The organism is Streptomyces sp. NPDC051684 (assembly GCF_044453445.1).
GTDB lineage: Bacteria > Actinomycetota > Actinomycetes > Streptomycetales > Streptomycetaceae > Streptomyces.
Map to the genome: position 1 here is coordinate 148,435 of NZ_JBITCS010000004.1, position 22,954 is coordinate 171,388.

General features: G+C 71.0%; 21 protein-coding genes and 1 pseudogene. 8 read left to right on the forward strand and 14 right to left on the reverse strand.

What is annotated here, in order from left to right; genetic code table 11:
- Nucleotides 1-5: 5 nt before the first annotated feature.
- Nucleotides 6-554 carry a DapH/DapD/GlmU-related protein gene (locus ACIA8D_RS06620; protein WP_399229324.1) on the forward strand — a complete coding sequence of 183 codons (549 nt, stop codon included), beginning with the start codon at nt 6-8 and terminating at the stop codon, nt 552-554.
- A gap of 98 nt (nt 555-652) precedes the next feature.
- On the opposite strand, the gene lysA is transcribed toward ACIA8D_RS06620, so the two are convergent.
- The 6 genes and pseudogenes from lysA to ACIA8D_RS06650 all read right to left on the reverse strand — a co-directional run bounded on the left by lysA (nt 653) and on the right by ACIA8D_RS06650 (nt 8,735).
- The gene (gene lysA / locus ACIA8D_RS06625; protein ID WP_399229326.1) at nt 653-1,723 is read right to left on the reverse strand and encodes a diaminopimelate decarboxylase; all 1,071 of its coding nucleotides are present in this window, start codon (nt 1,721-1,723) and stop codon (nt 653-655) included.
- A 165-nt stretch (nt 1,724-1,888) separates the two neighbouring features.
- Nucleotides 1,889-2,152 (reverse strand): annotated as a pseudogene (locus tag ACIA8D_RS06630) (diaminopimelate decarboxylase); the annotation flags it as partial.
- A 16-nt stretch (nt 2,153-2,168) separates the two neighbouring features.
- Entirely contained in the window at nt 2,169-2,561 is a 393-nt protein-coding gene (locus tag ACIA8D_RS06635; protein WP_399229327.1) for an SAV_915 family protein, read from the reverse strand.
- Between the two features lie 143 nt (nt 2,562-2,704).
- Nucleotides 2,705-4,678, reverse strand: a complete 1,974-nt coding sequence (locus ACIA8D_RS06640; protein WP_399229329.1) for an enoyl-CoA hydratase — start codon at nt 4,676-4,678, stop codon at nt 2,705-2,707.
- Nucleotides 4,675-7,572: an FAD-binding and (Fe-S)-binding domain-containing protein gene (locus ACIA8D_RS06645; RefSeq protein WP_399229331.1), complete on the reverse strand. Its 2,898-nt coding sequence runs from the start codon at nt 7,570-7,572 to the stop codon at nt 4,675-4,677. The genes ACIA8D_RS06640 and ACIA8D_RS06645 overlap by 4 nt, the downstream gene beginning before the upstream one ends.
- Entirely contained in the window at nt 7,569-8,735 is a 1,167-nt protein-coding gene (locus tag ACIA8D_RS06650; protein ID WP_399229333.1) for a pyridoxal-phosphate-dependent aminotransferase family protein, read from the reverse strand. Before ACIA8D_RS06650 ends, ACIA8D_RS06645 begins: the two co-directional genes overlap by 4 nt.
- Before the next feature lie 208 nt (nt 8,736-8,943).
- Between ACIA8D_RS06650 and ACIA8D_RS06655 the strand changes: the two genes are divergently transcribed.
- Together ACIA8D_RS06655 and ACIA8D_RS06660 are read left to right on the forward strand one after the other, a co-directional pair.
- Entirely contained in the window at nt 8,944-9,684 is a 741-nt protein-coding gene (locus tag ACIA8D_RS06655) for an IclR family transcriptional regulator (RefSeq protein ID WP_399229334.1), read from the forward strand.
- Nucleotides 9,685-9,809: 125 nt separating this feature from the next.
- The gene (locus ACIA8D_RS06660) at nt 9,810-11,255 is read left to right on the forward strand and encodes an SLC13 family permease (protein WP_399229336.1); all 1,446 of its coding nucleotides are present in this window, start codon (nt 9,810-9,812) and stop codon (nt 11,253-11,255) included.
- A gap of 21 nt (nt 11,256-11,276) precedes the next feature.
- Here the strand turns inward: ACIA8D_RS06660 and ACIA8D_RS06665 are convergent, their stop codons facing one another.
- From ACIA8D_RS06665 to kdpF, 4 genes are read right to left on the reverse strand one after another with little or no spacing between them, the layout of a single operon-like run.
- Nucleotides 11,277-11,921 (reverse strand): potassium-transporting ATPase subunit C, encoded by a 645-nt coding sequence (locus tag ACIA8D_RS06665; RefSeq protein WP_399229338.1) that lies wholly within the window; start codon nt 11,919-11,921, stop codon nt 11,277-11,279.
- 4 nt (nt 11,922-11,925) lie between these two features.
- Nucleotides 11,926-14,025: a potassium-transporting ATPase subunit KdpB gene (kdpB, locus tag ACIA8D_RS06670; RefSeq protein ID WP_399229672.1), complete on the reverse strand. Its 2,100-nt coding sequence runs from the start codon at nt 14,023-14,025 to the stop codon at nt 11,926-11,928.
- 38 nt (nt 14,026-14,063) lie between these two features.
- Entirely contained in the window at nt 14,064-15,728 is a 1,665-nt protein-coding gene (gene kdpA, locus ACIA8D_RS06675) for a potassium-transporting ATPase subunit KdpA (RefSeq protein ID WP_399229340.1), read from the reverse strand.
- 8 nt (nt 15,729-15,736) lie between these two features.
- On the reverse strand, nt 15,737-15,826 hold the full coding sequence (gene kdpF / locus ACIA8D_RS06680) for a K(+)-transporting ATPase subunit F (RefSeq protein WP_018533641.1): 90 nt from the start codon (nt 15,824-15,826) through the stop codon (nt 15,737-15,739).
- 387 nt (nt 15,827-16,213) lie between these two features.
- Between kdpF and ACIA8D_RS06685 the strand changes: the two genes are divergently transcribed.
- Nucleotides 16,214-16,399, forward strand: coding sequence for a DUF5999 family protein (locus ACIA8D_RS06685; RefSeq protein WP_399229341.1), 186 nt, complete (start codon nt 16,214-16,216; stop codon nt 16,397-16,399).
- A gap of 7 nt (nt 16,400-16,406) precedes the next feature.
- Here the strand turns inward: ACIA8D_RS06685 and crcB (ACIA8D_RS06690) are convergent, their stop codons facing one another.
- From crcB (ACIA8D_RS06690) to crcB (ACIA8D_RS06700), 3 genes are read right to left on the reverse strand one after another with little or no spacing between them, the layout of a single operon-like run.
- A complete protein-coding gene (crcB, locus tag ACIA8D_RS06690; RefSeq protein ID WP_399229343.1) occupies nt 16,407-16,781 on the reverse strand; it encodes a fluoride efflux transporter CrcB in 375 nt (124 codons plus the stop codon).
- Entirely contained in the window at nt 16,778-17,155 is a 378-nt protein-coding gene (locus ACIA8D_RS06695; protein WP_399229345.1) for a DUF190 domain-containing protein, read from the reverse strand. Before ACIA8D_RS06695 ends, crcB (ACIA8D_RS06690) begins: the two co-directional genes overlap by 4 nt.
- Nucleotides 17,152-17,616, reverse strand: coding sequence for a fluoride efflux transporter CrcB (gene crcB / locus ACIA8D_RS06700; RefSeq protein ID WP_399229674.1), 465 nt, complete (start codon nt 17,614-17,616; stop codon nt 17,152-17,154). The genes ACIA8D_RS06695 and crcB (ACIA8D_RS06700) overlap by 4 nt, the downstream gene beginning before the upstream one ends.
- Before the next feature lie 431 nt (nt 17,617-18,047).
- Here crcB (ACIA8D_RS06700) and ACIA8D_RS06705 point away from each other — a divergent pair, with 431 nt between their 5' ends.
- The 3 genes from ACIA8D_RS06705 to ACIA8D_RS06715 all read left to right on the forward strand — a co-directional run bounded on the left by ACIA8D_RS06705 (nt 18,048) and on the right by ACIA8D_RS06715 (nt 19,733).
- Complete coding sequence (locus tag ACIA8D_RS06705; RefSeq protein ID WP_399229346.1) at nt 18,048-18,899, forward strand: YbhN family protein; 852 nt, start codon at nt 18,048-18,050, stop codon at nt 18,897-18,899.
- 113 nt (nt 18,900-19,012) lie between these two features.
- Complete coding sequence (locus ACIA8D_RS06710) at nt 19,013-19,141, forward strand: hypothetical protein (RefSeq protein WP_399229348.1); 129 nt, start codon at nt 19,013-19,015, stop codon at nt 19,139-19,141.
- 208 nt (nt 19,142-19,349) lie between these two features.
- Nucleotides 19,350-19,733: a VOC family protein gene (locus tag ACIA8D_RS06715; RefSeq protein ID WP_399229350.1), complete on the forward strand. Its 384-nt coding sequence runs from the start codon at nt 19,350-19,352 to the stop codon at nt 19,731-19,733.
- A gap of 30 nt (nt 19,734-19,763) precedes the next feature.
- On the opposite strand, the gene ACIA8D_RS06720 is transcribed toward ACIA8D_RS06715, so the two are convergent.
- Entirely contained in the window at nt 19,764-21,137 is a 1,374-nt protein-coding gene (locus ACIA8D_RS06720) for an NAD-dependent succinate-semialdehyde dehydrogenase (protein WP_399229352.1), read from the reverse strand.
- A 155-nt stretch (nt 21,138-21,292) separates the two neighbouring features.
- Between ACIA8D_RS06720 and boxC the strand changes: the two genes are divergently transcribed.
- Nucleotides 21,293-22,954 carry a 2,3-epoxybenzoyl-CoA dihydrolase gene (boxC, locus tag ACIA8D_RS06725; protein WP_399229354.1) on the forward strand — a complete coding sequence of 554 codons (1,662 nt, stop codon included), beginning with the start codon at nt 21,293-21,295 and terminating at the stop codon, nt 22,952-22,954.

Below are 22,954 nucleotides of genomic sequence, written 5' to 3' on the forward strand. Positions count from 1 at the left end.
CGACCATGCCCGATCAGGATCGTCTCTACGTCCACACACCCGAGTTCGCGCGCGTGGCCGAGCGCATCGAGCACGTCACCCATCTGACCTCACGGCTGAATGTCCTGCCCTTCGACGACAAGGCGGCACGCTCGGCGCTGCTCTCCGAGATCATCGGCGGACCGGTGCCCGAATCCGTCACCGTCTACCCGCCGTTCTACACGGACTACGGACTCCGTACCGAGTTCGGTGAGCACGTCTTCGTGAACCAGGGGTGCACCTTCCTCGACCAGGGCGGCATCCGCATCGACGACGGCGTGCTGATCGGGCCGAAGACCAACCTGATCTCCGCCAACCATCCGATCCGCGCGTCCGAACGCCCCGAGTTCTTCACGCGGGCGCCCGTCACCATCGGGGCCGGCGCATGGCTCGGCGCGGCGGTGACGGTGCTGCCCGGTGTCACGATCGGCCACGGGGCCGTGGTCGGCGCCGGCGCCGTGGTCACCAAGGACGTGCCACCGAACACGCTGGTGACGGGGCCCGCGGCCGCCGCGCGCAAGCACTGGGAGGACTGAGCCCGGCCCGATCCGGGCGCCAGACCCCAGACACGTTCGCGGTGGCGTGATGCGGAAGGCCGCGAACGTCCGCACCGAGGAGGCGCGAGGGGCGACGCCTACAGCCCGACGTCGCGGCTGCGGATGTCCTCCCAGGACTCGCGGCGTACGAGGAGTCGGGCGCGGCCGTCGCGGACGGCGACCACCGGCGGGCGGCCGACCGCGTTGTAGCCGGAGGCCATCGACAGCTGGTACGCCCCGGCCACCGGCACCGCGATCAGGTCGCCCGCCCGCACGTCGGCGGGGAGCCGGGCATCGGGGGCCAGCACGTCCCCGGCCTCGCAGTGCCGGCCGACGACCGTGACCGAGGCCGTGTCCGTACTGCCCCGCCGGCCGACCGGCCGGGGCGCGTAGCGCACTCCGTACAGCGCGGGCCGCGGGTTGTCGCTCATCCCGCCGTCGACGGCGACGAAGGTGCGGCCGCCGGTGCGCTTGACGGACACGACGCGGTACAGGGCGACTCCGGCGGGGCCCACGACGGCCCGGCCCGGTTCGACGAGCAGGCGCGGCACGGTGAGCCCGGCCGCCGCGCACGCCTCGGTCAGCTCCGCGCGGACCTTGCGGGCGAGGCGGGGCAGGTCAATGGCGGGCTCGCCGGGGCGGTAGGCGATGCCGTGTCCGCCGCCGAGGTCCAGCTCGCGGAGCACGAGGCCGTGCTGTTCTTTCAGCCGGGCCATCAGACCCACCATGCGCCGGACCGCCGCGAGGTACGACTTGACGCCGCTGATCTGGGAGCCCAAGTGGCAGTGCAGTCCCGTGAGTTCGAGCTGCGGCTGGTCGAGGATGCGGGCGATGGCGTGCTGGGCGGAGCCGTCGCTGATGGACAGGCCGAACTTCCGGTCGTCGGTGCCGGTGCGGATCTTGTCCTGGCCGCCCGCGCTGATGCCGGGGACCACGCGGACCATCACGCTCTGGTGGCCGTCGGGGCCGACCGCCGCGGCGATCCGGGCGATCTCGGACGGGCTGTCGATGACGATGCGGCCCACCCCGTACCCGAGGGCCCGTTCGAGGTCGTGCGGCGTCTTGGCGTTGCCGTGCAGGACGATCCGGTCGGCGGGGAAGCCCGCGGCGACGGCGAGTTCGAGCTCGCCGGCGGAGCACACGTCGAGCCCGAGGCCCTCGTCCGACACCTAGGGCTTGTCGTTTGGATCAGGCCGGATCAGGGAGCGGGGCCTGGTGCGTGCGATCGCAAGGCGGAGGAGGGAGGCGACGCGGAGCGTCGTCGACCGACGACAACGCCGCGAGCGTGCGTGCCAGGCCCCGCGAGCCCGGCCTGATCCAAACGACAAGCCCTAGTGCGCCATCGCCCGGCACAGGAACGCCTTGGCCGCGTAGTGGATCTGGGCTCCGGGGAAGGCGTCCCGGTAGGTGCGGCAGCGTCGGCGGGCCTCGCCCTCGTCGAGGACGTACACCGGTGTGCCGTGACGGTCCGCGAGTTCCGCGAGCGACACACCACCGACGTGCGCGTCGCCGGGGTGCGGTTCGGTGGTGGAGCGCGGCCACACCGACAGGTCGTCGGGTGTCGTCGGGGCGGCGGCTGGTTCGTGAACGGTGGTCATCGTGTCGCCGCCCCCCTCAGCCGATCCAGTACGACAGCGCCATGCCGAGGGCGGCGATCGCGACGCCCCGTGGTGTGTCGCTCGCCCGCCGATTCCGTGCGGGGTGTGGTGGCCGCGAAACCGGGGCGGGAGCGGAGAGTTGCGGGTCCACCGTGACGGTGGCGGCGCCGAGCGGCGCGGTCATGTCGCGCAGGGCGGGTTCGGCCAGCCTGATCCACGGCTGGCCCGCGCCGAGGGTGGCGGTCAGCGCACGCGCGGAGGTGAAGCCGACGGCCGTGCGGTCGCCGAGCGGGGTGCGGAACAGCCGGGCCGCGTACCCGAACGGGCTCGGCCGGACCGGAACGTGGAGGGGCCGGACCGTGAACCGTTCGGAGCGTTCCGGGTCTTCGTCGCTCACGGGTTGTGCCATGGGGTGTCTCCTGGGGAGTCCGGGAAGGGTGGCTCACCCAGGACGCCATGCCCGACTCCCCCGCCCCCGGCGCGTCCTGCCGGGACACTGACGGCGACGGCGGCGATGCTGACGCGCTCGTGACGGGCCCGGGCCCGGCGGGTCTACCGCCCCTCCCACACCGGCTTCCGCTTCCCCAGGAACGCCGCCACACCCTCCCCGAAGTCGCAGCTGCCGTAGACACGGGCGTACAGGTCCTCGGCGTGGCCGGGGGTCGAGGCGGCCAGGACACGGCGGTCCGCCTCCTTCAGGGCGGCCAGGGTGAGCGGGGCACAGCGGGCGATGTCCCCCGTGAGCTCCGCGAGGCGTGTGTCCAGGTCGGCCGGGTCGACGACGTCCGCCACGAAACCGGCCGCGTGCGCCTCCGTCGCCGTGATCAGCCGTCCGGCGAGGAGGGCTCGCAGGACGCGGGCGCGGCCGAGTCCCGCGTAGAGGCGGGACATCATGGCGGGGGAAAGGCAGTTGCCGAGGGTGCGGCCGATGGGGGCGCCGAAGACCGCGTCCGGGGTGCACAGCACCACGTCACAGCAGCTCGCGAGCGCGCTGCCGGCAGCGACGGCCGGGCCTTCGACCGCGGCGACGACGGGCATCCGCAGCCCCGCGAGCCGGTCGACGGCGAGACCGACACGACGCTCGTAGGCGACACCGTCCTCGCCGCTCGTGAAGTCGCGGAACTCGCGGATGTCGGTGCCGGCCGCGAAGGCGCGCCCGCCCGCGCCGCGCAGGACGGTCAACCGGATGTCGGGGTCGGCGTCGATCTCCTGGCAGGCGCGTTCCAGTTGGTCGTACATGCGCAGGGTCAAGGCGTTGCGCCGGTCCGGGTTGACCAGGGTGAGGTGTGCGGCATGGGTGTCGGTTCCGGGGACCGCATGACGGGTCCAGGTGACCGCGCCGCCGTCCGCGTCGTCGTCCTGCGTCACCTCGCCCTCCTTTCTGATGAGCTCCTCGTTGTGTTCGCCGAGCACCGGTGGGTGGCGGCGCAGCCTCGCCGGGGTGCGGGCAAGTTTCACCGGGAAGCCGACGACGCGGCTGCGGCCGTCGACCGGGTGGTCGTACTCCTCGACCATGCCGCGGGCCCGCGCGTGCGGGTCGTGGTCGAGGATCTGGCCGTAGTCGAGGATCGGGCCCGCGGGGACGCCCGCTTCGAGGAGCCGGGCCACGCAGTCCTCGGTGCTGGTCGCCGCGAGCCGGCCTTCGAGGAGGGCGACCAGTTCGGCGCGGTGGCCCATCCGGTCGGTGTTGCCGGCGAACCGCGCGTCGTCCGCGAGGTGTTGGAGGTCGAGGGCCTCGCACAGTCGCAGCCACAGCCGCTGGTTGTTGGCGGCGATGGTGGCGTGGCCGTCCTTGGTGCGGACGACCTGGTAGGGCGCGGACATGCGGTGCGCGGAGCCGAGGCGCTGCGGCGGCTCGCCACCCGCGAAGTACTCGACCGACTCCCACACCGACATCGCCAACACGGCTTCGTAGAGCGAGGTTTCGAGGTATTGGCCCTCCCCCGTGCGGAGCCGGTGCACGTGGGCGGCGGCTATGCTCAGCGCGCAGAGCATGCCCGCGCCGAGGTCGCCCACCGGCAAACCGCACTTGACCGGCGGCCCGTCCGGGTCCCCGGTGACACTGACGGCGCCCGCCATGCCCTGGGCTATGAGGTCGTAGCCGGGCCGGTCGGCGTACGGGCCGTACTGGCCGAAGCCGGAGATCGACGCGTAGATGATGTCAGGCCGCACCGCGCGGACGGCTTCGTAGCCGACACCGAGGCGGTCGGTGACACCGGGCCGGAAGTTCTCCACGACGACGTCGGCGTCGGCGGCGAGCCGGAGGAACTCGGCACGGTCGGCGTCGGTGCGCAGATTGAGGGTGACACTGCGCTTGTTGCGGTTGAGGGCGTGGAAGGCGGGGGTGTCGCTGCCGGGGCGTGGCGTGCCCATGGAGGTGCGGGTCTGGTCGCCGCCGTCCGGCGACTCCACCTTGATGACGTCGGCGCCGAGGTCGGCGAGCAGCATCGTGCAGTACGGGCCCGCCATGACCTGGGTGAGGTCGAGGACGCGGACGCCGTCCAGGGCACCTGCGGTGACGGTCATCGCAGCACCTCCCGGATCAGCTGGAGCGGGTGCGCCGCCGTGCGCTCCGTGCCGTGGTGGATCTGCTGGCGGCAGGAGACACCGGTGGCGGCGAGCACGGTGTCGGCCGGTTCGGCCCGCACCGCGGGGAAGAGCCGGTCCTCGCCGACGGCCATGGAGGTGTCGTAGTGCTCGGCCTCGAAGCCGAAGGAGCCGGCCATCCCGCAGCATCCGGCGTCGAGTTCGACGACCTCGGCGCCGGGGATGCGCTGGAGCAGTGCGACGGTGGCGGCGGTGCCGACCTCGGTCTTCTGGTGGCAATGGCCGTGGAAGAGGATGCGGCGGCCCGCTGACCCAGTGTCGTCCCGCAGCAGAAGTCTGCCGTCGTCGATGGCCTCGGTGAGCAGCTCCTCCAGTTGCCTCACGCGTCCCGACACATCGGCGACGGCCGGGTCGCCGGGCAGCAGGGCGCGGTGTTCGTCGCGCAGTGTCAGCAGGCAGGAGGGTTCGCAGCCGACGATGGGTCCGTCCCCCGAGTCCGCGAGGCGGTGCACGAGATCGCCGGCCTGGGCCTTCGCCCGGTCGAGCAGTCCCTTGGAGAAGGCGGCGCGGCCGCAGCAGCCGCCGCTCTCCAACCGCACATGCCAGCCCGCTCGTTCGAGGAGTTCGACGGCGGCGCGGCCGACGTCCGGGTCGGTGTAGGTGGTGAAGGAGTCGGCGAGGAGGGTGACGGTGCCCTGGCTGCCCGCCACCGTCCCCGGCCTGCGGCGGAACCAGGTCACGAGGTTGCGGCGGGCGAACACGGGCAGCGGTCGGGCGCGCGCGATGCCGAGTCCGCGCTCCAACAGCCGCCTGGGGAGCGGGAGGTTGGAGATCGGCGCGGTCGCCGAACCCAGCCGGTTGAGGCGGCGGATGGCACCGAACACCCGAGACCTCAGCGGTGTGCCGTGCTGCTCGTGGCGGTGGGCCAGGGTCTCGGCCTTGAGGGTCGCCATGTCGACGCCGAGCGGGCACTCGCTCTTGCACGCCTTGCACATCAGGCACAGGTCGAGGACCTCGTGCAGCCCCTCGTCGCCGAGTGCCGCCTTGGGGTCGGGCTCGGAGAGCGCCTTGACGAGCGCGTTGGCGCGGCCGCGCGTGGAGTCGTGCTCGTGCTTGGTGACCATGTACGAGGGGCACATGGCGCCCGCGTCGCTCTTGCGGCACAGGCCGATGTTCATGCACCGGTCTGCGGCGCCCCGCATGTCACCGCCCCCGACGACCTCGAAATCGAGGTGGGTACGCAGGGGCGGCGCGGGCGGCAGGGCCGCGTCGCGGAGGTGTTCGGTCATCGCCGGGGCGTCGACGATCTTCCCGGGGTTCAGCCGGTTCTCCGGGTCGAAGAGGCCCTTGACCTCGCGCATCGCCTCGTAGAGGTCGTCGCCGTAGAGTTCGCGGTTGAACTCGCTGCGCGCCAGGCCGTCGCCGTGCTCGCTGGAGTTGACGCCGTCGTACTCGCGGACCAGCTCCTTGATCTCCTCGGCGACCGCCCGCATCGTCGTGACCTGGGCGGGGTCGGCGACGTCGACGAAGGGCCTGATGTGCAGGCAGCCGACCGAACAGTGGCCGTAGAAGCCGGCGTTGAGGCCGTGCCGGTCCAGGACCTGCTTGAAGCGGCGGGTGTACGCGGCGAGGTGTCGCGGGTCGACCGCGGTGTCCTCGATGAAGGCCAGCGGGCGCCGGGTACCCTCGCTCGCGGCCATCAGCAGCCCGAGGCTGGACTTGCGGACCTTGAGCAGTCCGGACTGCTGAGCGGGGGTGACGGCCTGGAGGGTGTGGTAGCCGTGGCCGTGCCGCTTCCACAGGCCGCTCAACTTCTGTAGGCGGCCGGTGAGTTCGGCCTCGTCGTCGCCGGTGAAGCTGACGAAGAGCAGGGCCTCCGGGTCGCCTTCGAGAATGCTGCCGAGCGAGGCGTACTCGATCTTCTGCCGGGAGAGGTCGAGGATCGTGCGGTCCATCATCTCGACGGCGGACGGGTCGAGCCCGAGGGCGTCCTCGGTGGCCTCGATGGCTCCGGCGACGGAGGTGAAGTGACCGACGGCGATGACCGTGCGGGCGGGTTTGGGGACGAGGTCGACCAGGGCGCGGGTGGCGACGACGAGGGTGCCCTCCGAGCCGACGACGAACTTCGCGAGGTCGAAGGGGGCGTCGGCATCCGCGAGCCGGTCCAGGCGGTAGCCGCCGGAGCGGCGCCAGTAGGCGGGGAAGTCCGTGGCGATCGAGGCGGCGTGCGCGGCCACGATCCTGGGAAGCTCGCGGTGGAGCCGCCCCTCCAGGGTGTCGAGACCGGCGCGGCGGGCGCGCTCCGCCTCGTCGACGGGGCCGAGGCGGGCCGTGCTGCCGTCCGAGAGGACGACGTCCAGCTCCCGTACGTGGTCGATGGTCATGCCGTACCGGATCGAACCGCTGCCCGCGGAGTTGTTGCCGGTCATGCCGCCGATGGTGGCGCGGTTGCTGGTGGAGGTGTCGGGGCCGAACATCAGGCCGTGCGGTGCGGCGGCCTGGTTCAACTGGTCCTGGACGACACCCGGTTCGACGAGTGCGGTGCGCGCGTCGGCGTCGAGTTCGAGGATGCGGTGCATGTGCCGGGAGAGGTCGAGGACGAGGCCGGGTCCCACGGTCTGCCCGGCCAGGCTGGTGCCCGCGCCTCGGGGCACCAGGGGCACACCGTGCTCGGCCGCCGCCGCGACCGCGGCCCGTACGTCGTCGGCGTGGCGGGGGAACACGACGCCCTGCGGTTCGATCGCATACATGCTGGCGTCGCGGGAGAACAGGTGCCGGGTGTAGTCGTCGAAGGCGACCTCGCCGTCGAGGTCGCGGCGGAGCGCGGCCTTCAGGTCGCGGGCGGCGGTGCGGATCTCGCTGGGGGCCGTCATCGCAGCACGTCCAGCGCCGCTTCGAGGCCACCACGCTGACCGGGGACACCGGCGAGTTCGAGGCCCATCTGCACTCCGGCGAGCGTGCCCGCGAGGGTCAGGTCGTTGAAGTTGCCGAGGTGGCCGATGCGGAAGACACGGCCGGCGAGCTTTCCGAGTCCGGAGCCGAGCGACATGTCGAAGCGCTCCAGGATGATCTTCCGGAGCTTGTCGGCGTCGTGCCCTTCGGGCATCAGGACCGCGGTGAGCGAGCCGGAGTGCTCGCGTTCGTCGGCGCACAGCACCTCAAGTCCCCAGCCGCGCACCGCGGCGCGGGTGGCGGCGGCATGCCGGGTGTGCCGGGCGAACACGTTCGTGAGCCCTTCCTCCTCCAGCATGCGCAGCGCCTCGTCGAGGCCGTAGAGGAGGTTGGTGGCCGGGGTGTACGGGAATGCACCCTTGGCGTTGGCGTCGATGACCGGCTGCCAGCGCCAGAAGGACGCGGGGAGCCCGGCGGTCCGGGAGGCGGCGAGTGCCTTCTCGCTCACGGCGTTGAAGCTGAGACCCGGCGGCAGCATCAGGCCCTTCTGCGAACCGGCGACGGTGACATCGACACCCCATTCGTCGTGCCGGTAGTCGATGGAGCCGAGCGAGGAGATGGTGTCGACGAGCAGCAGCGCCGGGTGACCCGCGGCGTCGATGGCCGCGCGCAGTTCAGGGATACGACTGGTGACACCGGTCGATGTCTCGTTGTGGACGACGCAGACCGCCTTGATCCGGTGTTCGGTGTCGGCGGCGAGCCGCTCGGCGAGCACCTCCGGATCCGCGCCGTGCCGCCAGTCACCGGGGACGGCGTCGGTGTCGGCGTCGAGGCCCAGGCCGCGGGCCATCTCCCGCCAGAGCACGGCGAAGTGCCCGGTCTCGAAGGACAGCACCCGGTCGCCGGGGCTGAGGGTGTTCACCAGCGCGGCCTCCCAGGCGCCGGTGCCTGAGGCGGGGTAGACCACGACGGGCCCGGATGTCCCGAACACCGGCTTGAGGGCCGCGAGCAGACGCTTCGTCAGCTCGGCGAACTCCGGGCCGCGGTGGTCGATGGTGGGCGCCGCCATGGCGCGCAGGACCCGGTCGGGGACGTTGGTGGGGCCGGGGATCTGCAGGAAGTGGCGGCCGGTGCGGAGCGTCATGCGGTCGACTCCTCAAGGGTGTTGTGCCGTGAGGCGGCACGCCGTACCGTTGAGCGGCACATGGAGCGTAGGCTTCCCGCCGCCGACGAGTCAACGGCCGCGTTCGGGAAGCCGGGTACGGCCAACGGCCGTGCGACGGGCCGCCGGACAGAGCCAACGGCCGCGTACGGCCCACCGGTTGGGATCAAGGGATGCGTGAGGACCCGAGATGATGCAGAACGTGGCCAACACCCTGCGGGCACTGGAGGAAGTCGCCGCCCGGCAGCCCGTCGGTGTCGCCGACCTGGCCAGGGCCCTCGACCTGCCGAAGAGTTCGGTGCAGCGCTCGCTCGTCACGCTGCACACCACGGGTTGGATCCGTCCGGCCGGAGGCACCCCCACCCGCTGGGTGGTGACCACCAAGGCGCTGCACGTCGGACGGCATGCCACGGACGAGCTGGGGCTGCGCGACGCGGCGCTCCCGGTGATGGAGGAGCTGCGCCAACGGACCGACGAGACGGTCCACTTGGCGGTCCGCGAAGGCGGGAAAGTGCTGCTGGTCGAGCGGCTGCAGACCAGCAAGGCGGTGCGCATCATCCTGCCGCTCGGCCAGGATCTGCCGATGCACGCCTCGGCCAACGGCAAGGCGGTGCTCGCCGCCGACCCGGACGACGCGGTCGAGCGCTACCTCGACGAGGGGCTCCCGCGCTACACCGGCACCACCGTCACCGACCGGGAGCAGCTCCGGGCGGAGGTGCGGGAGATCAGGGCGCGCGGCTACGCGACGAACTCGGGCGAGTGGCGCGCGGACGTCTCGGCCGTCGCCGCCGCCGTGCTCGGCACGGAGGGGCTGCCGGTGGCCAGCGTCAGCGTCAATGTGCCGACGAGCCGGATGACCGAGGACGCGGCCGCCACCTTCGGTGGCCTGGTGCAGGAGGCGGCGCGACACATCAGCGCCCGAATCTCCTGATGTGCAAGGTGTCTTGACGCGCCATCAGACGCCTTCCATACTCTCGCCCCAACCCGAAACCCAGATTCCGGATTCCGGAACGTCCTGAATGTGTGGTGACCACCGACCGAAGGCGAGGAAGCCTCGTGTCAGATCAAGTCATCTCCATCATCGGCCTTGTGCTCGTGTTCCTCATTGCAACCTTCTCCAAGGTGCACATGGGCGTCATCGCCATCGTCGCCGCGTTCATCGTCGGCACGGCCGTCGCCGGTGAGTCGGCCGACGAGATTTTCGCCGGCTTTCCCGGCGATCTGTTCGTGGTGCTCGTCGGCGTCACGCTGCTGTTCGCGATCGCCAAGAACAATGGCACCGTGGACTGGCTCGTCCAGACCTCGACCCGCGCCGTGCGCGGCAGAATCGCCCTCATCCCGTGGGTGATGTTCCTGATCACCGGGGCGCTGACGGCCTCCGGCGCGGTCGTGCCCGGCGCGGTGGGCATCATGGCGCCCATCGGCATGGGCTTCGCCGTGCGCCACAAGATCAACCCGGTCCTGATGGGCCTGCTCGTCATCAACGGCGCCAGCGCGGGCGGCTTCTCGCCGATCAGCATCTTCGGCACCATCACCAACGGCGTGGTGCAGCGGGAGGACCTGCCCGGCAGCGAGGGCATGCTCTTCTTGACCTCGTTCCTCTTCAACCTGGCCCTGAGCGTGGTCGTCTTCTTCCTGTTCGGCGGCCGCAAGCTGTTGGGGCGGCGCGCGGAGAGCCCGGCCGGTGTGCCGGGTGACGGAGGGGCCGCGGCGCCGGGCACCACAGGCGGCGGCGCCCCCGCGGCAGCGATCCCGGCCCCGACGGGCGACCGCGTACCGGCTCCGACTCCGACCCCGGCTCCGACGGCGGGCGGGCAGCTGGCGGCACCCACGGCCGCCCCGCCGAAGCCCCGGCCTTCGGCCACCGACACCGACACCGACACCGACACCGAGGAGGTCCTCCGCCTCGACCCAGTGCGCGCGCTCACCGTGCTCGGCGTGATCAGCCTCGCCGTCGGCTCGCTCGCCTTCGACCTCGACGTGGGCCTGATGGCCTTCGTCGTCTCGGCCGTCCTGTGCCTCGTCTCCCCCGCCTCCGCGAAGGGAGCCGTCGAGCGCTGTGCCTGGCCCACGGTCCTGCTGGTCTGCGGCATCGTGATGTACGTCAGCCTGATGGACAAGATGGGCACCATCAAGTGGGCCGGCGAGAGCGTCAGCGACCTCGGTACGCCGTTGGTGTCGGCGCTGCTCATCTGCGTGATCGGCGGCGTGGTGTCCGCGTTCGCCTCCACGACCGGCATCCTCGGGGCCCTCATCCCGCTGGCCGTCCCGTTCCTCGCCGGGGGCGAGATCGGGGCGATCGGCATGATCAGCGCCCTGGCCATCTCGTCCTCCGTGGTGGACTCCTCACCGTTCTCCACCAGCGGTGCGCTGACCGTGGCCGGCGCACCGGAGGAGATGCGGGACACCGTCTTCCGACGGCTGATGGCATGGGGCCTGAGCATGACCCTGATCGCCCCGCTCGCGACCTGGGTCATCCTCGTCGTCCCCGGCCAGCTGTGACAGCGAGGCGGCCGGGACCGTTCAGCGGTTCAACTGCCGTAGGGCGACGTTGAGTTCGAGGACGTTGACCCGCGGCTCCCCCATGAACCCGAGGTCCCGGCCGTCCTTGTGCGCGTCGACGAGCTTCTGGACCCGCGCGACGGACAGGTGATTCCGCTCCGCGATCCGATGCACCTGAAGATCCGCGTACTGGGGGGAGATCGCCGGGTCGAGCCCCGATCCAGAGGAGGTGACGGCGTCGGCCGGGATGTCCGAGGCCTTCACCCGGTACGTCTCCGTGGAGTTGTCCTTCACGACGGCGGCCTTGGCGGTCTCGACCTGCTTGACCAGCTCCTTGTTGTCACCGGCGAGATTCGTGGCGCCGGACAGGATCAGCTTGTACTGGGTGTTGATGCTGTTCTCGCCGAGTCCGTTGGACGAGCGCGGCTGGAACCACTTCAAGTCCGGCTTGCCGTCCTTGGTGACGTACGTCTGGCCGATGAGGGAGGAGCCGACGACCTTGCCGTCGGACGTGATCTCGGATCCGTTGGCCTTGTCGTGGAAGGCCACTTGGGCGACACCGGTCACCGCGAGCGGGTAGAGCACGCCGCACACCACGGTCAGGATGATCAGGGCGCGCAGTCCCGCCCACAGCAACCGGCCCGTGTTTCCTACGGAGTTGTTCATGGCCTTAACCGATTCCAGGGATGAGGGAGATGAGGAGGTCGATGAGCTTGATGCCGACGAAGGGCGCGACGAGCCCGCCCAGTCCGTAGATCCCGAGGTTGCGGCGGAGCAGCTTGTCGGCGCTCACCGGCCGGTACTGGACGCCCTTCAGGGCGAGCGGCACCAGCGCGATGATGATGATCGCGTTGAAGACGACCGCGGAGAGGATCGCGGAGTCGGGGCTGGACAGCCGCATGATGTTCAGCTTGTCCAGGCCGGGGTAGACCGCCGCGAACAGCGCCGGGATGATCGCGAAGTATTTCGCGACGTCGTTGGCGATCGAGAAGGTGGTCAACGCGCCCCGGGTGATGAGGAGTTGCTTGCCGATCTCGACGATCTCGATGAGCTTGGTCGGGTTCGAGTCGAGGTCGACCATGTTGCCGGCCTCCTTCGCTGCCGACGTGCCGGTGTTCATCGCGACACCCACGTCCGCCTGCGCGAGTGCGGGCGCGTCGTTGGTGCCGTCGCCGGTCATCGCGACGAGCTTGCCGCCCGCCTGCTCCCGCTTGATGAGGGCCATCTTGTCCTCGGGCGTGGCCTCCGCGAGGAAGTCGTCGACGCCCGCCTCCTCGGCGATCGCCCTGGCGGTCAGCGGGTTGTCACCCGTGATCATCACGGTCTTGATGCCCATGCGGCGCAGCTCGACGAACCGCTCGCGCATGCCGTCCTTGACGACGTCCTTGAGGTGAACGACGCCGAGGACCCGGGCCCCGTCAGCGTCTTCCAGAGCCACCAGGAGCGGCGTGCCACCAGCTTGTGAAATGGCGTCGGTGAGTTCCTGCGCATCCTCGGCGACCTCGCCCCCGCGTTCCTTGACCCAGGCGAGCACCGAACCGGCCGCCCCCTTGCGGATCTTGCGCCCGTCCACGTCGACCCCCGACATGCGGGTCTGGGCGGTGAACTCGATCCACTCGGCGCCCGCCAGCTCGCCCTGGTGCCGCTCGCGCAACCCGTACTTCTCCTTGGCGAGGACCACCACGGAGCGGCCTTCGGGAGTCTCGTCGGACAGCGAGGAGAGTTGTGCGGCGTCGGCGACCTCGGCCTCCGTCGTGCCGCGGACCGGCACGAATTCGGCGGCCTGCCGGTTGCCGAGGGTGATGGTGCCGGTCTTGTCGAGCAGCAGCGTGGACACGTCCCCCGCGGCCTCGACCGCCCTGCCGGACATGGCCAGGACGTTGCGCTGCACGAGCCGGTCCATGCCCGCGATGCCGATCGCGGAGAGCAGCGCGCCGATGGTGGTCGGTATCAGACACACCAGCAGGGCCACGAGCACGACCATGCTGAGGTGCTTGCCCGCGTAGTCGGCGAACGGCGGCAGCGTGGCGACCGCCAGCAGGAAGACGATGGTCAGTGATGCCAGCAGGATGTTGAGCGCGATCTCGTTGGGCGTCTTCTGCCGGGCGGCGCCCTCGACCAGGTTGATCATGCGGTCGATGAACGTCTCACCAGGCTTCGTGGTGACCTTGACGACGATGCGGTCGGAGAGCACCTTCGTACCGCCGGTGACCGCGCACCGGTCACCGCCGGACTCGCGGATGACCGGGGCGGATTCACCGGTGATCGCGGACTCGTCGACGGAAGCCACACCCTCGACGACGTCTCCGTCACCGGGGATGATGTCGCCGGTCTCGCAGACGACCAGGTCACCGATCCGCAGCTCCGTGCCGGGGACCCGCTCCTCGCGCTCCCCCGCCAGACGCCGCGCCACGGTGTCGGTCTTCGCCTTGCGCAGCGTGTCGGCCTGCGCCTTGCCTCGGCCCTCGGCGACGGCCTCCGCCAGGTTGGCGAAGATCACCGTCAGCCACAGCCAGACGCTGATCGTCCAGCCGAACCAGTCGGAGGGGTGCAGACAGGAGAACACCGTCGTCAGCACGGACCCGATCAGGACCACGAACATCACGGGCGACTTGACCATGACGCGCGGGTCGAGCTTGCGGCAGGCGTCGGGCAGCGACCTGAGCAGCTGCCCGGCGTCGAACAGGCCGCCGCCGACCTTGCCGCCGCCGGACTCGTGCCCGGTGGGCACGTCCGGGTGGGGTGCCCTGGTGGGTGTGGCAGTGGACATCGTGTCCTCGGAATTCTGGGAACGTTCGGTACGTACGGTCATGACGCGAGCCCTTCCGCGAGCGGGCCGAGCGCGAGCGCCGGGAAGTACGTCAGGCCGGTGATGATCAGGAGGGTGCCGACCAACAGGCCCGTGAAGAGCGGCTTGTTGGTGCGCAGGGTGCCCGCCGTGGCCGGGACGGGCCGCTGCTCGGCCAGCGAACCGGCGAGCGCGAGCACGAACACCATCGGCAGGAAGCGGCCGAGCAGCATCGCGAGGCCGATCGTGGTGTTGAACCACTGGGTGTCGGCGGACAGTCCGGCGAAGGCGGAGCCGTTGTTGTTGGCGCCGGACGTGTAGGCGTACAGGATCTCGGAGAAGCCGTGCGCGCCCGGGTTGAGCATGGAGTTCGGCGGCGTCGGCAGGGCCATGGACACGGCGGTGAGGACGAGCACGAGGGCCGGGGTGATGAGGATGTAGCAGGCCGCAAACTTGATCTCGCGGGTGCCGATCTTCTTGCCGAGGTACTCGGGCGTGCGGCCCACCATCAGGCCGGCGATGAACACCGCGATGATCGCCATGATCAGCATGCCGTAGAGGCCGGAACCGGTGCCGCCCGGCGCGAGCTCGCCGAGCTGCATGCCGAGCAGGTTGAGGCCGCCGCCGAGGCCGGTGTTGGAGGAGTGGAAGGAGTTCACCGCGCCGGTGGAGGTGAGCGTCGTGGAGATCGAGAAGATCGCCGACGCACCGATACCGAAGCGGGTCTCCTTGCCCTCCATCGCACCGCCGGCCGCCTCGAAGGCCGGGCCGTGGTGGGCGAACTCGGTCCACATCATCAGCGCGACGAAGCCGATCCAGATGGTGGCCATCGTGGCGAGGATCGCGTAGCCCTGCTTGACCGAGCCGACCATGGTGCCGAAGGTGCGGGTCAGCGCGAACGGGATGAGCAGGATCAGGAAGACCTCGAAGAGGTTCGAGAACGCGGTGGGGTTCTCGAAGGGGTGGGCGGAGTTGGCGTTGAAGTAGCCGCCGCCGTTGGTGCCCAGCTCCTTGATGACTTCCTGGGAGGCGACGGCGCCGCCGTTCCACTGCTGCGATCCGCCCATGAACTGACCCACCGAGTGGATGCCGGAGAAGTTCTGGATGGCGCCGCAGGCGACGAGCACCAGCGCGCCGATCACGGCGATCGGGACAAGGATCCGGATGACGCCGCGCACCAGGTCGGCCCAGAAGTTGCCGAGTTCACCGGTGCGGGAACGGGCGAAGCCGCGGACGAGGGCGACCGCCACGGCGATCCCCACGGCCGCCGAGACGAAGTTCTGCACGGCGAGCCCGGCGGTCTGCACGACGTGGCCCATGGCCTGTTCGCCGTAGTACGACTGCCAGTTGGTGTTGGAGACGAAGGACGCCGCCGTGTTGAACGCCTGGTCCGGGTCGATCGAGGCGAAGCCGAGCGAGCCCGGCAGGCTGCCCTGGATCCGCTGGAGCAGGTAGAGGAACAGGACGCTCATGGCCGAGAAGGCGAGGACGCCGCGCAGATAGGCGGTCCAGCGCATCTCGGTGTCCGGGTTGGCGCCGATGCCCTTGTAGATCCACTTCTCCACCCGCAGGTGCTTCGGGGAGGAGTAGACCCCGGCCATGTAGTCGCCGAGGGGTCGGTACGCCAGTGCCAGCGCGGCTATGAGCGCGAGCAGCTGGAGCACTCCGGCGAGTTCGGGGCTCATTTCTGTACTCAGAACCTCTCCGGGTAGATGAGGGCGAGGACGAGATAGCCCAGGAGGGCGACGGCCACGACGAGGCCGACGATGTTCTCGGCGGTCACAGCTTGGTCACCCCCTTGGCGACGAGTGCCACCAGCGCGAAGACCGCGATCGTGGTGACGACGAAGGCCACGTCGGCCATCGTGAGCTCCCTGGGTGATGTTCTTGGCTTGGTACTGACACTCAGAGGAAACCCCCGGTCAGGGCGGGTTTCGCGGTCCGTTGACGGCTCCCATACGGCGCCGCTCGTGCCCTTGACGCGTCTCTTACGGCGTTGACGCGTCCCTTACGGGGCCCGGTGGCGGGCGGCGGTCGTGGAACGGTTCCGGGAGTGTCCGGGAGCTGTCACATTCGGCGCCGGGGCCTGGTTCGCGGGGCCCGGCGGGCGCATCGTCGAAGCATGGAGGCAGCCCTCAAGGACCGCCCCACCGGCCGACCGGAGGTTCGCCATGTGTTTCCACCACCCCGCGTGCCCGAACCCCGAGCATGTCGTCGCCGCCCGCCCCGAGCAGGGCTGGAGCCTGCGCTGCGACGGCACGATCGTCTTCGACGACACCGGTGAGCTGCGGCCCGACGGGGGCGTCGTGGCCCCGCACCGCTCGTACCCGGTGGAGCGGCTGGCCGTCGCGGCCTGAGCCGCCCTCACGCCCAGAGGGCCGCCGCGAGTGCCGCGCCCGTGAAGGCGGCGCCGAGTCCGGCCACGACGCTGCCGGCGACGTTGACCGCGGCGTAGAAGCGCGCCCCGGTCTCGGCGAGCCGCAGGGTCTCGTACGAGAACGTGGAGTACGTCGTCAACGCCCCGCACAGGCCGGTGCCGAGCAGCAGCTGCACCTGGGAGGAGGCGCCGCCTGCCGCGACGGCGCCGGTCACGAACCCGAGGATCAGGGAGCCCGTCACATTGACGGCGAACGTGCCCCAGGGGAAGACCGTGTCGTGCCTGGACTGGACGGTGCGGTCCGTGAGGTAGCGCAGCGGGGCGCCGAGCATCGCGCCCGCGATCACCAGCAGCCAGTTCACGCCTCGCCCCCGTCCTTCTTCGCTTCCCGACCCACGTACCGGACGACCTCGCAGTCGTCGAGGATCACCAGGCCCTCGGTGACGAGCTCGTCGATCCGCGGCAGGAACGCGCGGATCCGTTCGTCGGTGTCGACGATCACGATGAGCACCGGCAGGTCCTCGCTCACCGAGAGCAGCCGGCTGGTGTGGATGAGCGAGGAGGCGCCGAAGCCCTCGATGCCGCGGAAGACCGACGCGCCGGCGAGTCCCGCGGCGTGCGCGCGGTGCACGATCTCGGCGTAGACGGGCTTGTGGTGCCAGGTGTCGTTCTCGCCGATGAAGATCGAGACGCGCAGGGCGGTGCCCGTAAGGCGGGCCGGGCGGTCGGATGTCACCGCTGCCTCCGTTCGATGACGCGGCGGGTCAGGTGCGCCGCGGTCCACACCGCCGCGAGCGCCGCGCACACCGTCAGGGCCAGATAGCCGAGGGCGGTGCGCGGGTGGCCCGCGTCGATCAGGTTCCTGAGGTCCACGGCGTACGTGGAGAAGGTCGTGAAGCCGCCGAGGACGCCGGTGCCGAAGAACGGCCGGACGAGGCGGTGCGCCGCCCAGATGTCGCTGATGACGACCATGAAGACGCCGATGACGGCGCAGCCGATGGCGTTGACGACGAGTGTCGTCCAGGGGAAGGCGCCGTTCGCCGTGGGCCACAGCAGGGTGGCGCCGTAGCGGGCGCTCGCGCCGACCGCGCCGCCCACTGAGACCGCGGCGATCACGGGTCCCTGCCCCCGCCAGGCGGACGCGCGCGGGGCGGGGGCGCGCAGCTCCACGTCTGGGTCGACGGGTTCGTTCAGCATCGGGGTGCGGGCCTCTCCCACGTACGTCTCCTACTCGCCGGGCACACAGGTTACGGGTGTGCGTCGTCGCAAGCAGGGACCGTTGGCGGCGACCGTGCCGCGGTTGGAGGACGGCGGGCCCCACCGCCGCGCGGTGATCGCGAACACCGCCGCGAGAATGCTACCGCGCGCCATGCCGTTTCGCGGATTGACGGGCGCCCGTCACTACGGCGTCACCAAAGCGGGCAGAACCGTAGTGGCCCCCTACCGCTCCCTCCCCTCGCCCTGCGCTGTGCGCGCCCCGAAAGGACGGCTCAAGCGTGGCCATTCCCCCTGTCGTTCCCCCGGCCCCTGTCATGCGTACTGCCCCGCGACGCCGCCTTCCCGTACGGAAATGGATTGCGCTCGTTCCGCTCGCTCTGGTCGCCGGATGGGTGGCCTGGAACTGGCCCGTGTTCGTCTCGGGACTCGCGCAACTGCGCGGCGCGGACACCGGCTGGCTGCTGGCCGCCGCCGTGCTCACCGTCGCGTGCTGGGTGCCGGTGTGTCTGCTGCGGCAGGGCGCGGTGCTCGAACCGCTGCCCGCGGGGCGGCTGTTCGCCTCGCAGGTCGCCGCGGGGTCCGCGAATCATCTGCTGCCCGCGGGGCTCGGTGCGCACGTGGTGACGCTCCGGTTCATGCGCTCGTGCGGGATCTCGGCGACCCGCGCGTGCGCGGCGCTGGCGCTGTACTCGCTGGCGCAGCCCATCGGCCGGTACGCCCTGTTGATCACGCTGATGGCGGCCTCGCCGGACACGCTGGCGCTGGGCGGTCTGATGCCGGCCGAGCGGGGCGGCCTGGCGGTGCTCGTGCTCGTCGCGGTGGTCGCCGTCGCGGCGGGGGTGCTGTGGTGGGTACGGCCGCTGCGCGGCGCCGTCCGGGACTTCCTGGCGACCGCGCTGACCGATGTGCGGGCCCTGCACGCCCGGCCGGCCCGTGCGCTGGCCCTGTGGTGCGGGGCGGTCGGCTTTCCCGCGTTGCAGGCCACCGTCATGGTCGCGGTGGCGCGCTCCTTGCAGGTGCCGGTGCCGTCGCTCGACATCGCGCTCGCGTATCTGGCGGCCTCGGCGGTGGCCGGGGTGGTGCCGACGCCGGGCGGGATCGGGTCCGTCGAAGCGGCTCTTGTCATAGCTCTCGTGGGCGCGGGCTCGCCGGTCGTCGAGGCGACCGCGGCAGTCGTGGGTTTCCGGCTGCTCACGGTCTGGGGGCCGCTGCTGCCCGGCGCCCTGGTGCTGGCCGCGCTGGTGCGCCGCAAGGTGATCTGAGGGCGGTCGCCCCGTGGAGCCGCACCAAGGCGTCGTCGAGGTCGCACGGGATACGACTTGATACATTCGCGGCTCCGCACCCGATATGCCGCATACGAGGAGGCGTGGTGTCCATGACGCCGCTCGCCCTGTTCCTGCCCGAGTTGGACGCGGTCCCGCGCTGGCTGCGGATCACGGCGGCCGTGGTGGTCCTCGGTCTCATGGTCACCCGGGTGTGGCTGTTCTTCCGCCGCCGGAAATAGTGTTGTCCCCTGTCGGTGACCGGCTTTAGGGTCACGGATGTGACGACCGGGTCGGCCTTGGGCCATGCACGAGTGAGGCTCCCGGCCCCGGCGTGAGCACGGGGCGGGCGAGAGGCCCGCCGTTCTTCTCCGCGTCCCTGCCCGCCCGGCGTCCACGCGCGGCGCCGGATCCCCTGTTGCGGATCCCGAGACCGGAGACACACCACTGATGCATGTCCAGCTGAACCACACCGCCGTCTACGCGAGCGACCGGCACCTGTCCGCCGAGTTCCTCGCCGCGATCCTCGGCCTGAAGGTGGGCGCCCCGTTCGGGCCGTTCCTGCCCGTCGATCTCGGCAACGGCGTGACGCTCGACTACTACGAGAAGCGGGACGAGCCGATCCAGGCGCAGCACTACGCCTTCCTCGTGCCCGACGAGGAGTTCGACGCGATGATCGACCGTCTGGAGACGGTCGGGGTGACGTACTACGCCGACCCCGCACACACCGAGCCGGGCCGGGTCAACGACCTGTTCGGCGGCCGGGGCGCCTACTTCGACGACCCGGACGGGCACAACATGGAGATCATGACCCGGCCGTACGCCCGCCCCTGACACACGGGGGCGGGCGCGGCCGCAGCGTGATCAGCCCTGGACGCGGATCAGCTTCTTGTTGGCGAACTCCGCCATGCCGTACTTGCCCAGCTCACGGCCGATGCCCGAGCGCTTGACGCCACCGAAGGGCAGGTCGGCCTGGGTGCCCGCGAAGCCGTTGATCCACACCATGCCGGTGTCGAGCTGGTCGGCGACCCGCTTGGCGCGCTCGACGTCGCCGCTCCACACGGCGCCGCCGAGCCCGTAGGGGGAGCTGTTGGCCAGCTCGACGGCGGCGTCCTCGTCGGCCACCGGGTAGACGACGGCGACGGGGCCGAACAGCTCCTCGGTGTAGGCGCGCATCTCGGGCGTGATGCCGGTCAGGACGGTCGGCTGCACGTACGCGCCCGGGCCCTCGCCGCGGCCGCCGCCGGTGTGCAGCGTGGCGCCCTTGTCGACGGCGTCCTTGATCTGCTCGAGCAGCTGGTCGGCGGCCGCGCGCGAGGAGAGCGGGCCGAACTTGGTGCCGGGCTCCAGCGGGTCGCCCGCCTGCACCGCTCCGACGTTCGCGGTCAGTTCGCGCACGAAGTCCTCGTAGAGGCCCTCCTGGACGAGAAAGCGCTTGGGCGAGTTGCAGGCCTGTCCGGCGTTGCCGAGGCGGCCGCCCGCCGCCTTGCGGGCCGTCTTCGCGACGTCGTCGGTGTCCAGGAGGATGAACGCGTCGGAGCCGCCCAGCTCCAGGACGCACTTCTTGAGGTTGCGGCCCGCGATCTCGGCGACGGCCGAGCCGGCCCGCTCGCTGCCGGTCAGCGAGACACCCTGGTTGCGCGGGTCGGCGATGATGTCGGCGACCTGGTCGTTGGTGGCGAAGACATTGATGTACGCGCCGGTCGGCAGGCCGGCGTCAACGAAGATCTGCTCCATCGCGAGGGCCGCCTGCGGGCAGCTGGGGGCGTGCTTGAGCAGGATCGTGTTGCCGAGCATCAGGTTCGGCGCGGCGAACCGGGCCACCTGGTAGTACGGGTAGTTCCACGGCATGATCCCGAGCAGCGAGCCGAGCGGCGCGGTGCGCACCGTGGCGGTGCCGCCGCCGCTGACCGAGAGCTCCTCGTCGGCGAGGAAGCCGGGGCCCTGGGTGGCGTAGTACTCGTAGATGCTCGTGACGATGTCGACCTCGCCCATGGCCTGGGCGAGCGGCTTGCCCATCTCCAGGCTGATGATGCGGGCGAGCTCGTCCTTGCGCTCCTGGTAGATCTCGCCGACGCGGCGCAGCACCGCGGAGCGGGTCTCGACAGGCGAGGTGCGCCAACTCTGGTACGCCGCGTGGGAGTCCGCCAGCGCCGCCTCGATCTGCTTCGCGGTCGCCTCGGGGAATTCCTCGAGGGTCTCGCCGGTCGCGGGGTTCACCGTTTTGTAGGCCGTCATGCTCGCGACCATACCTTTTGCCTCCCGCCGCCCGTCCAGACCCCGCCTGCCCGAAGCCCGCCACCGACCCACCCCTCAGGAAACATGCTACGGGATATTGACGCTCCTACAGCCGAGCGTGGAGTGTTGTGTCATCCGAGGACAAGGGGACCGCCATGCGCGTCGAGTTCCGGACCGCCCCGACGCACTACCGCCACTGGTCGCTGAAGGTCGACGAGGACGTCGCCACGCTCACCATGGACGTGGCGGAGCAGGCCGGTCTCGTTTCCGGCTACGAACTCAAGCTCAACTCCTACGACCTCGGCGTCGACATCGAGCTCCACGACGCCGTCCAGCGGCTGCGCTTCGAACACCCCGAGGTGCGTGCGGTGGTGGTGACGAGCGGCAAGGAGAAGGTGTTCTGCGCCGGGGCGAACATCCGGATGCTCGCTGCGTCGGAGCACGCCTGGAAGGTCAACTTCTGCAAATTCACCAACGAGACCCGCGGCGCCATCGAGGACGCCTCCGCACACTCCGGCCAGACCTACCTCGCCGCCCTCAACGGCACGGCGTCCGGCGGCGGTTACGAGCTGGCGCTCGCCTGCGAGCGGATCCTGCTCGTCGACGACCGTTCCTCGACGGTGTCACTGCCCGAACTGCCGCTGCTCGGCGTCCTGCCGGGCACCGGCGGCCTGACCCGGCTCGTCGACAAGCGGCACGTACGCCGCGACCGCGCCGACCACTTCGCCACGAAGCCGGAGGGCGTGGGCGGCAAACGGGCCGCGCAGTGGCACCTCGTCGACGAGGCCGTGCCGCGCGGGCAGTGGGAGCACACCGTCGCCGCCCGCGCGGCCGAGGCCGCCGCCCGCTCCGACCGCCCGGCGGGCGAGGCCCGGGGCATCCGCCTCACCCCGCTGGAGAAGACCCGGACCGAGGACCGGATCGGGTACCGGTACGTGCACGCGGCCCTCGACCGCGCCCGCCGCACCGTGGAGATCACCCTCGAAGGCCCGCGGGAGGACGCGCCGGCCGACCTCGCCGCCCTGCACCGGCTGGGCGACGCGAGCTGGCCCCTCGCCCTGGCCCGCGAGCTCGACGACCTCGTGCTCGATCTGCGCACCAACGAACCGGAGTTGGGCACCTGGGTCGTACGCAGCCGGGGCGACGCCACCCGTGCCCTCGGCCACGACGCCCTGCTGCTCGCCCACCACAACGACTGGCTCGCCCGCGAGATCACGCTCTTCCTCAAGCGCACGCTGAAGCGCCTCGACCTGAGCAGCCGCAGCCTCATCGCCCTGATCGAGCCCGGCAGTTGCTTCGCCGGCACGCTCCTGGAGACGGTGCTCGCGGCCGATCGGTCCTTCCAACTGGCCGGTGTCTTCGAGGAGATCGCCCCGGACGCGGAACCGGCCGCGCTCGTCGTCGGCCCGATGAACCTCGGTCCACTGCCCATGAGCAACGGGTTGAGCCGTCTGGAGACCCGGTTCCTCGGCGACGCGGAGTCCCTGGCCCAGGCGCGGGCCGCCGAGGGCAGGCCGCTCGACGCCGAGGAGGCCGAGCGGCTCGGCCTGGTCACGTTCGCCCCCGACGACATCGACTGGGACGAGGAGGTGCGGATCTGCCTGGAGGAGCGGGCCGGATTCAGCCCGGACGCCCTCACGGGACTCGAGGCGAACCTGCGCTTCGCGGGCCCCGAGACCCTCGAAACCAAGATCTTCGGCCGCCTCACCGCCTGGCAGAACTGGATCTTCAACCGCCCCAACGCCTCGGGACCCGAGGGGGCCCTGCGCAGGTACGGCACCGGACGGCGCGCCGAATTCGACCGGAAGCGGGTGTGA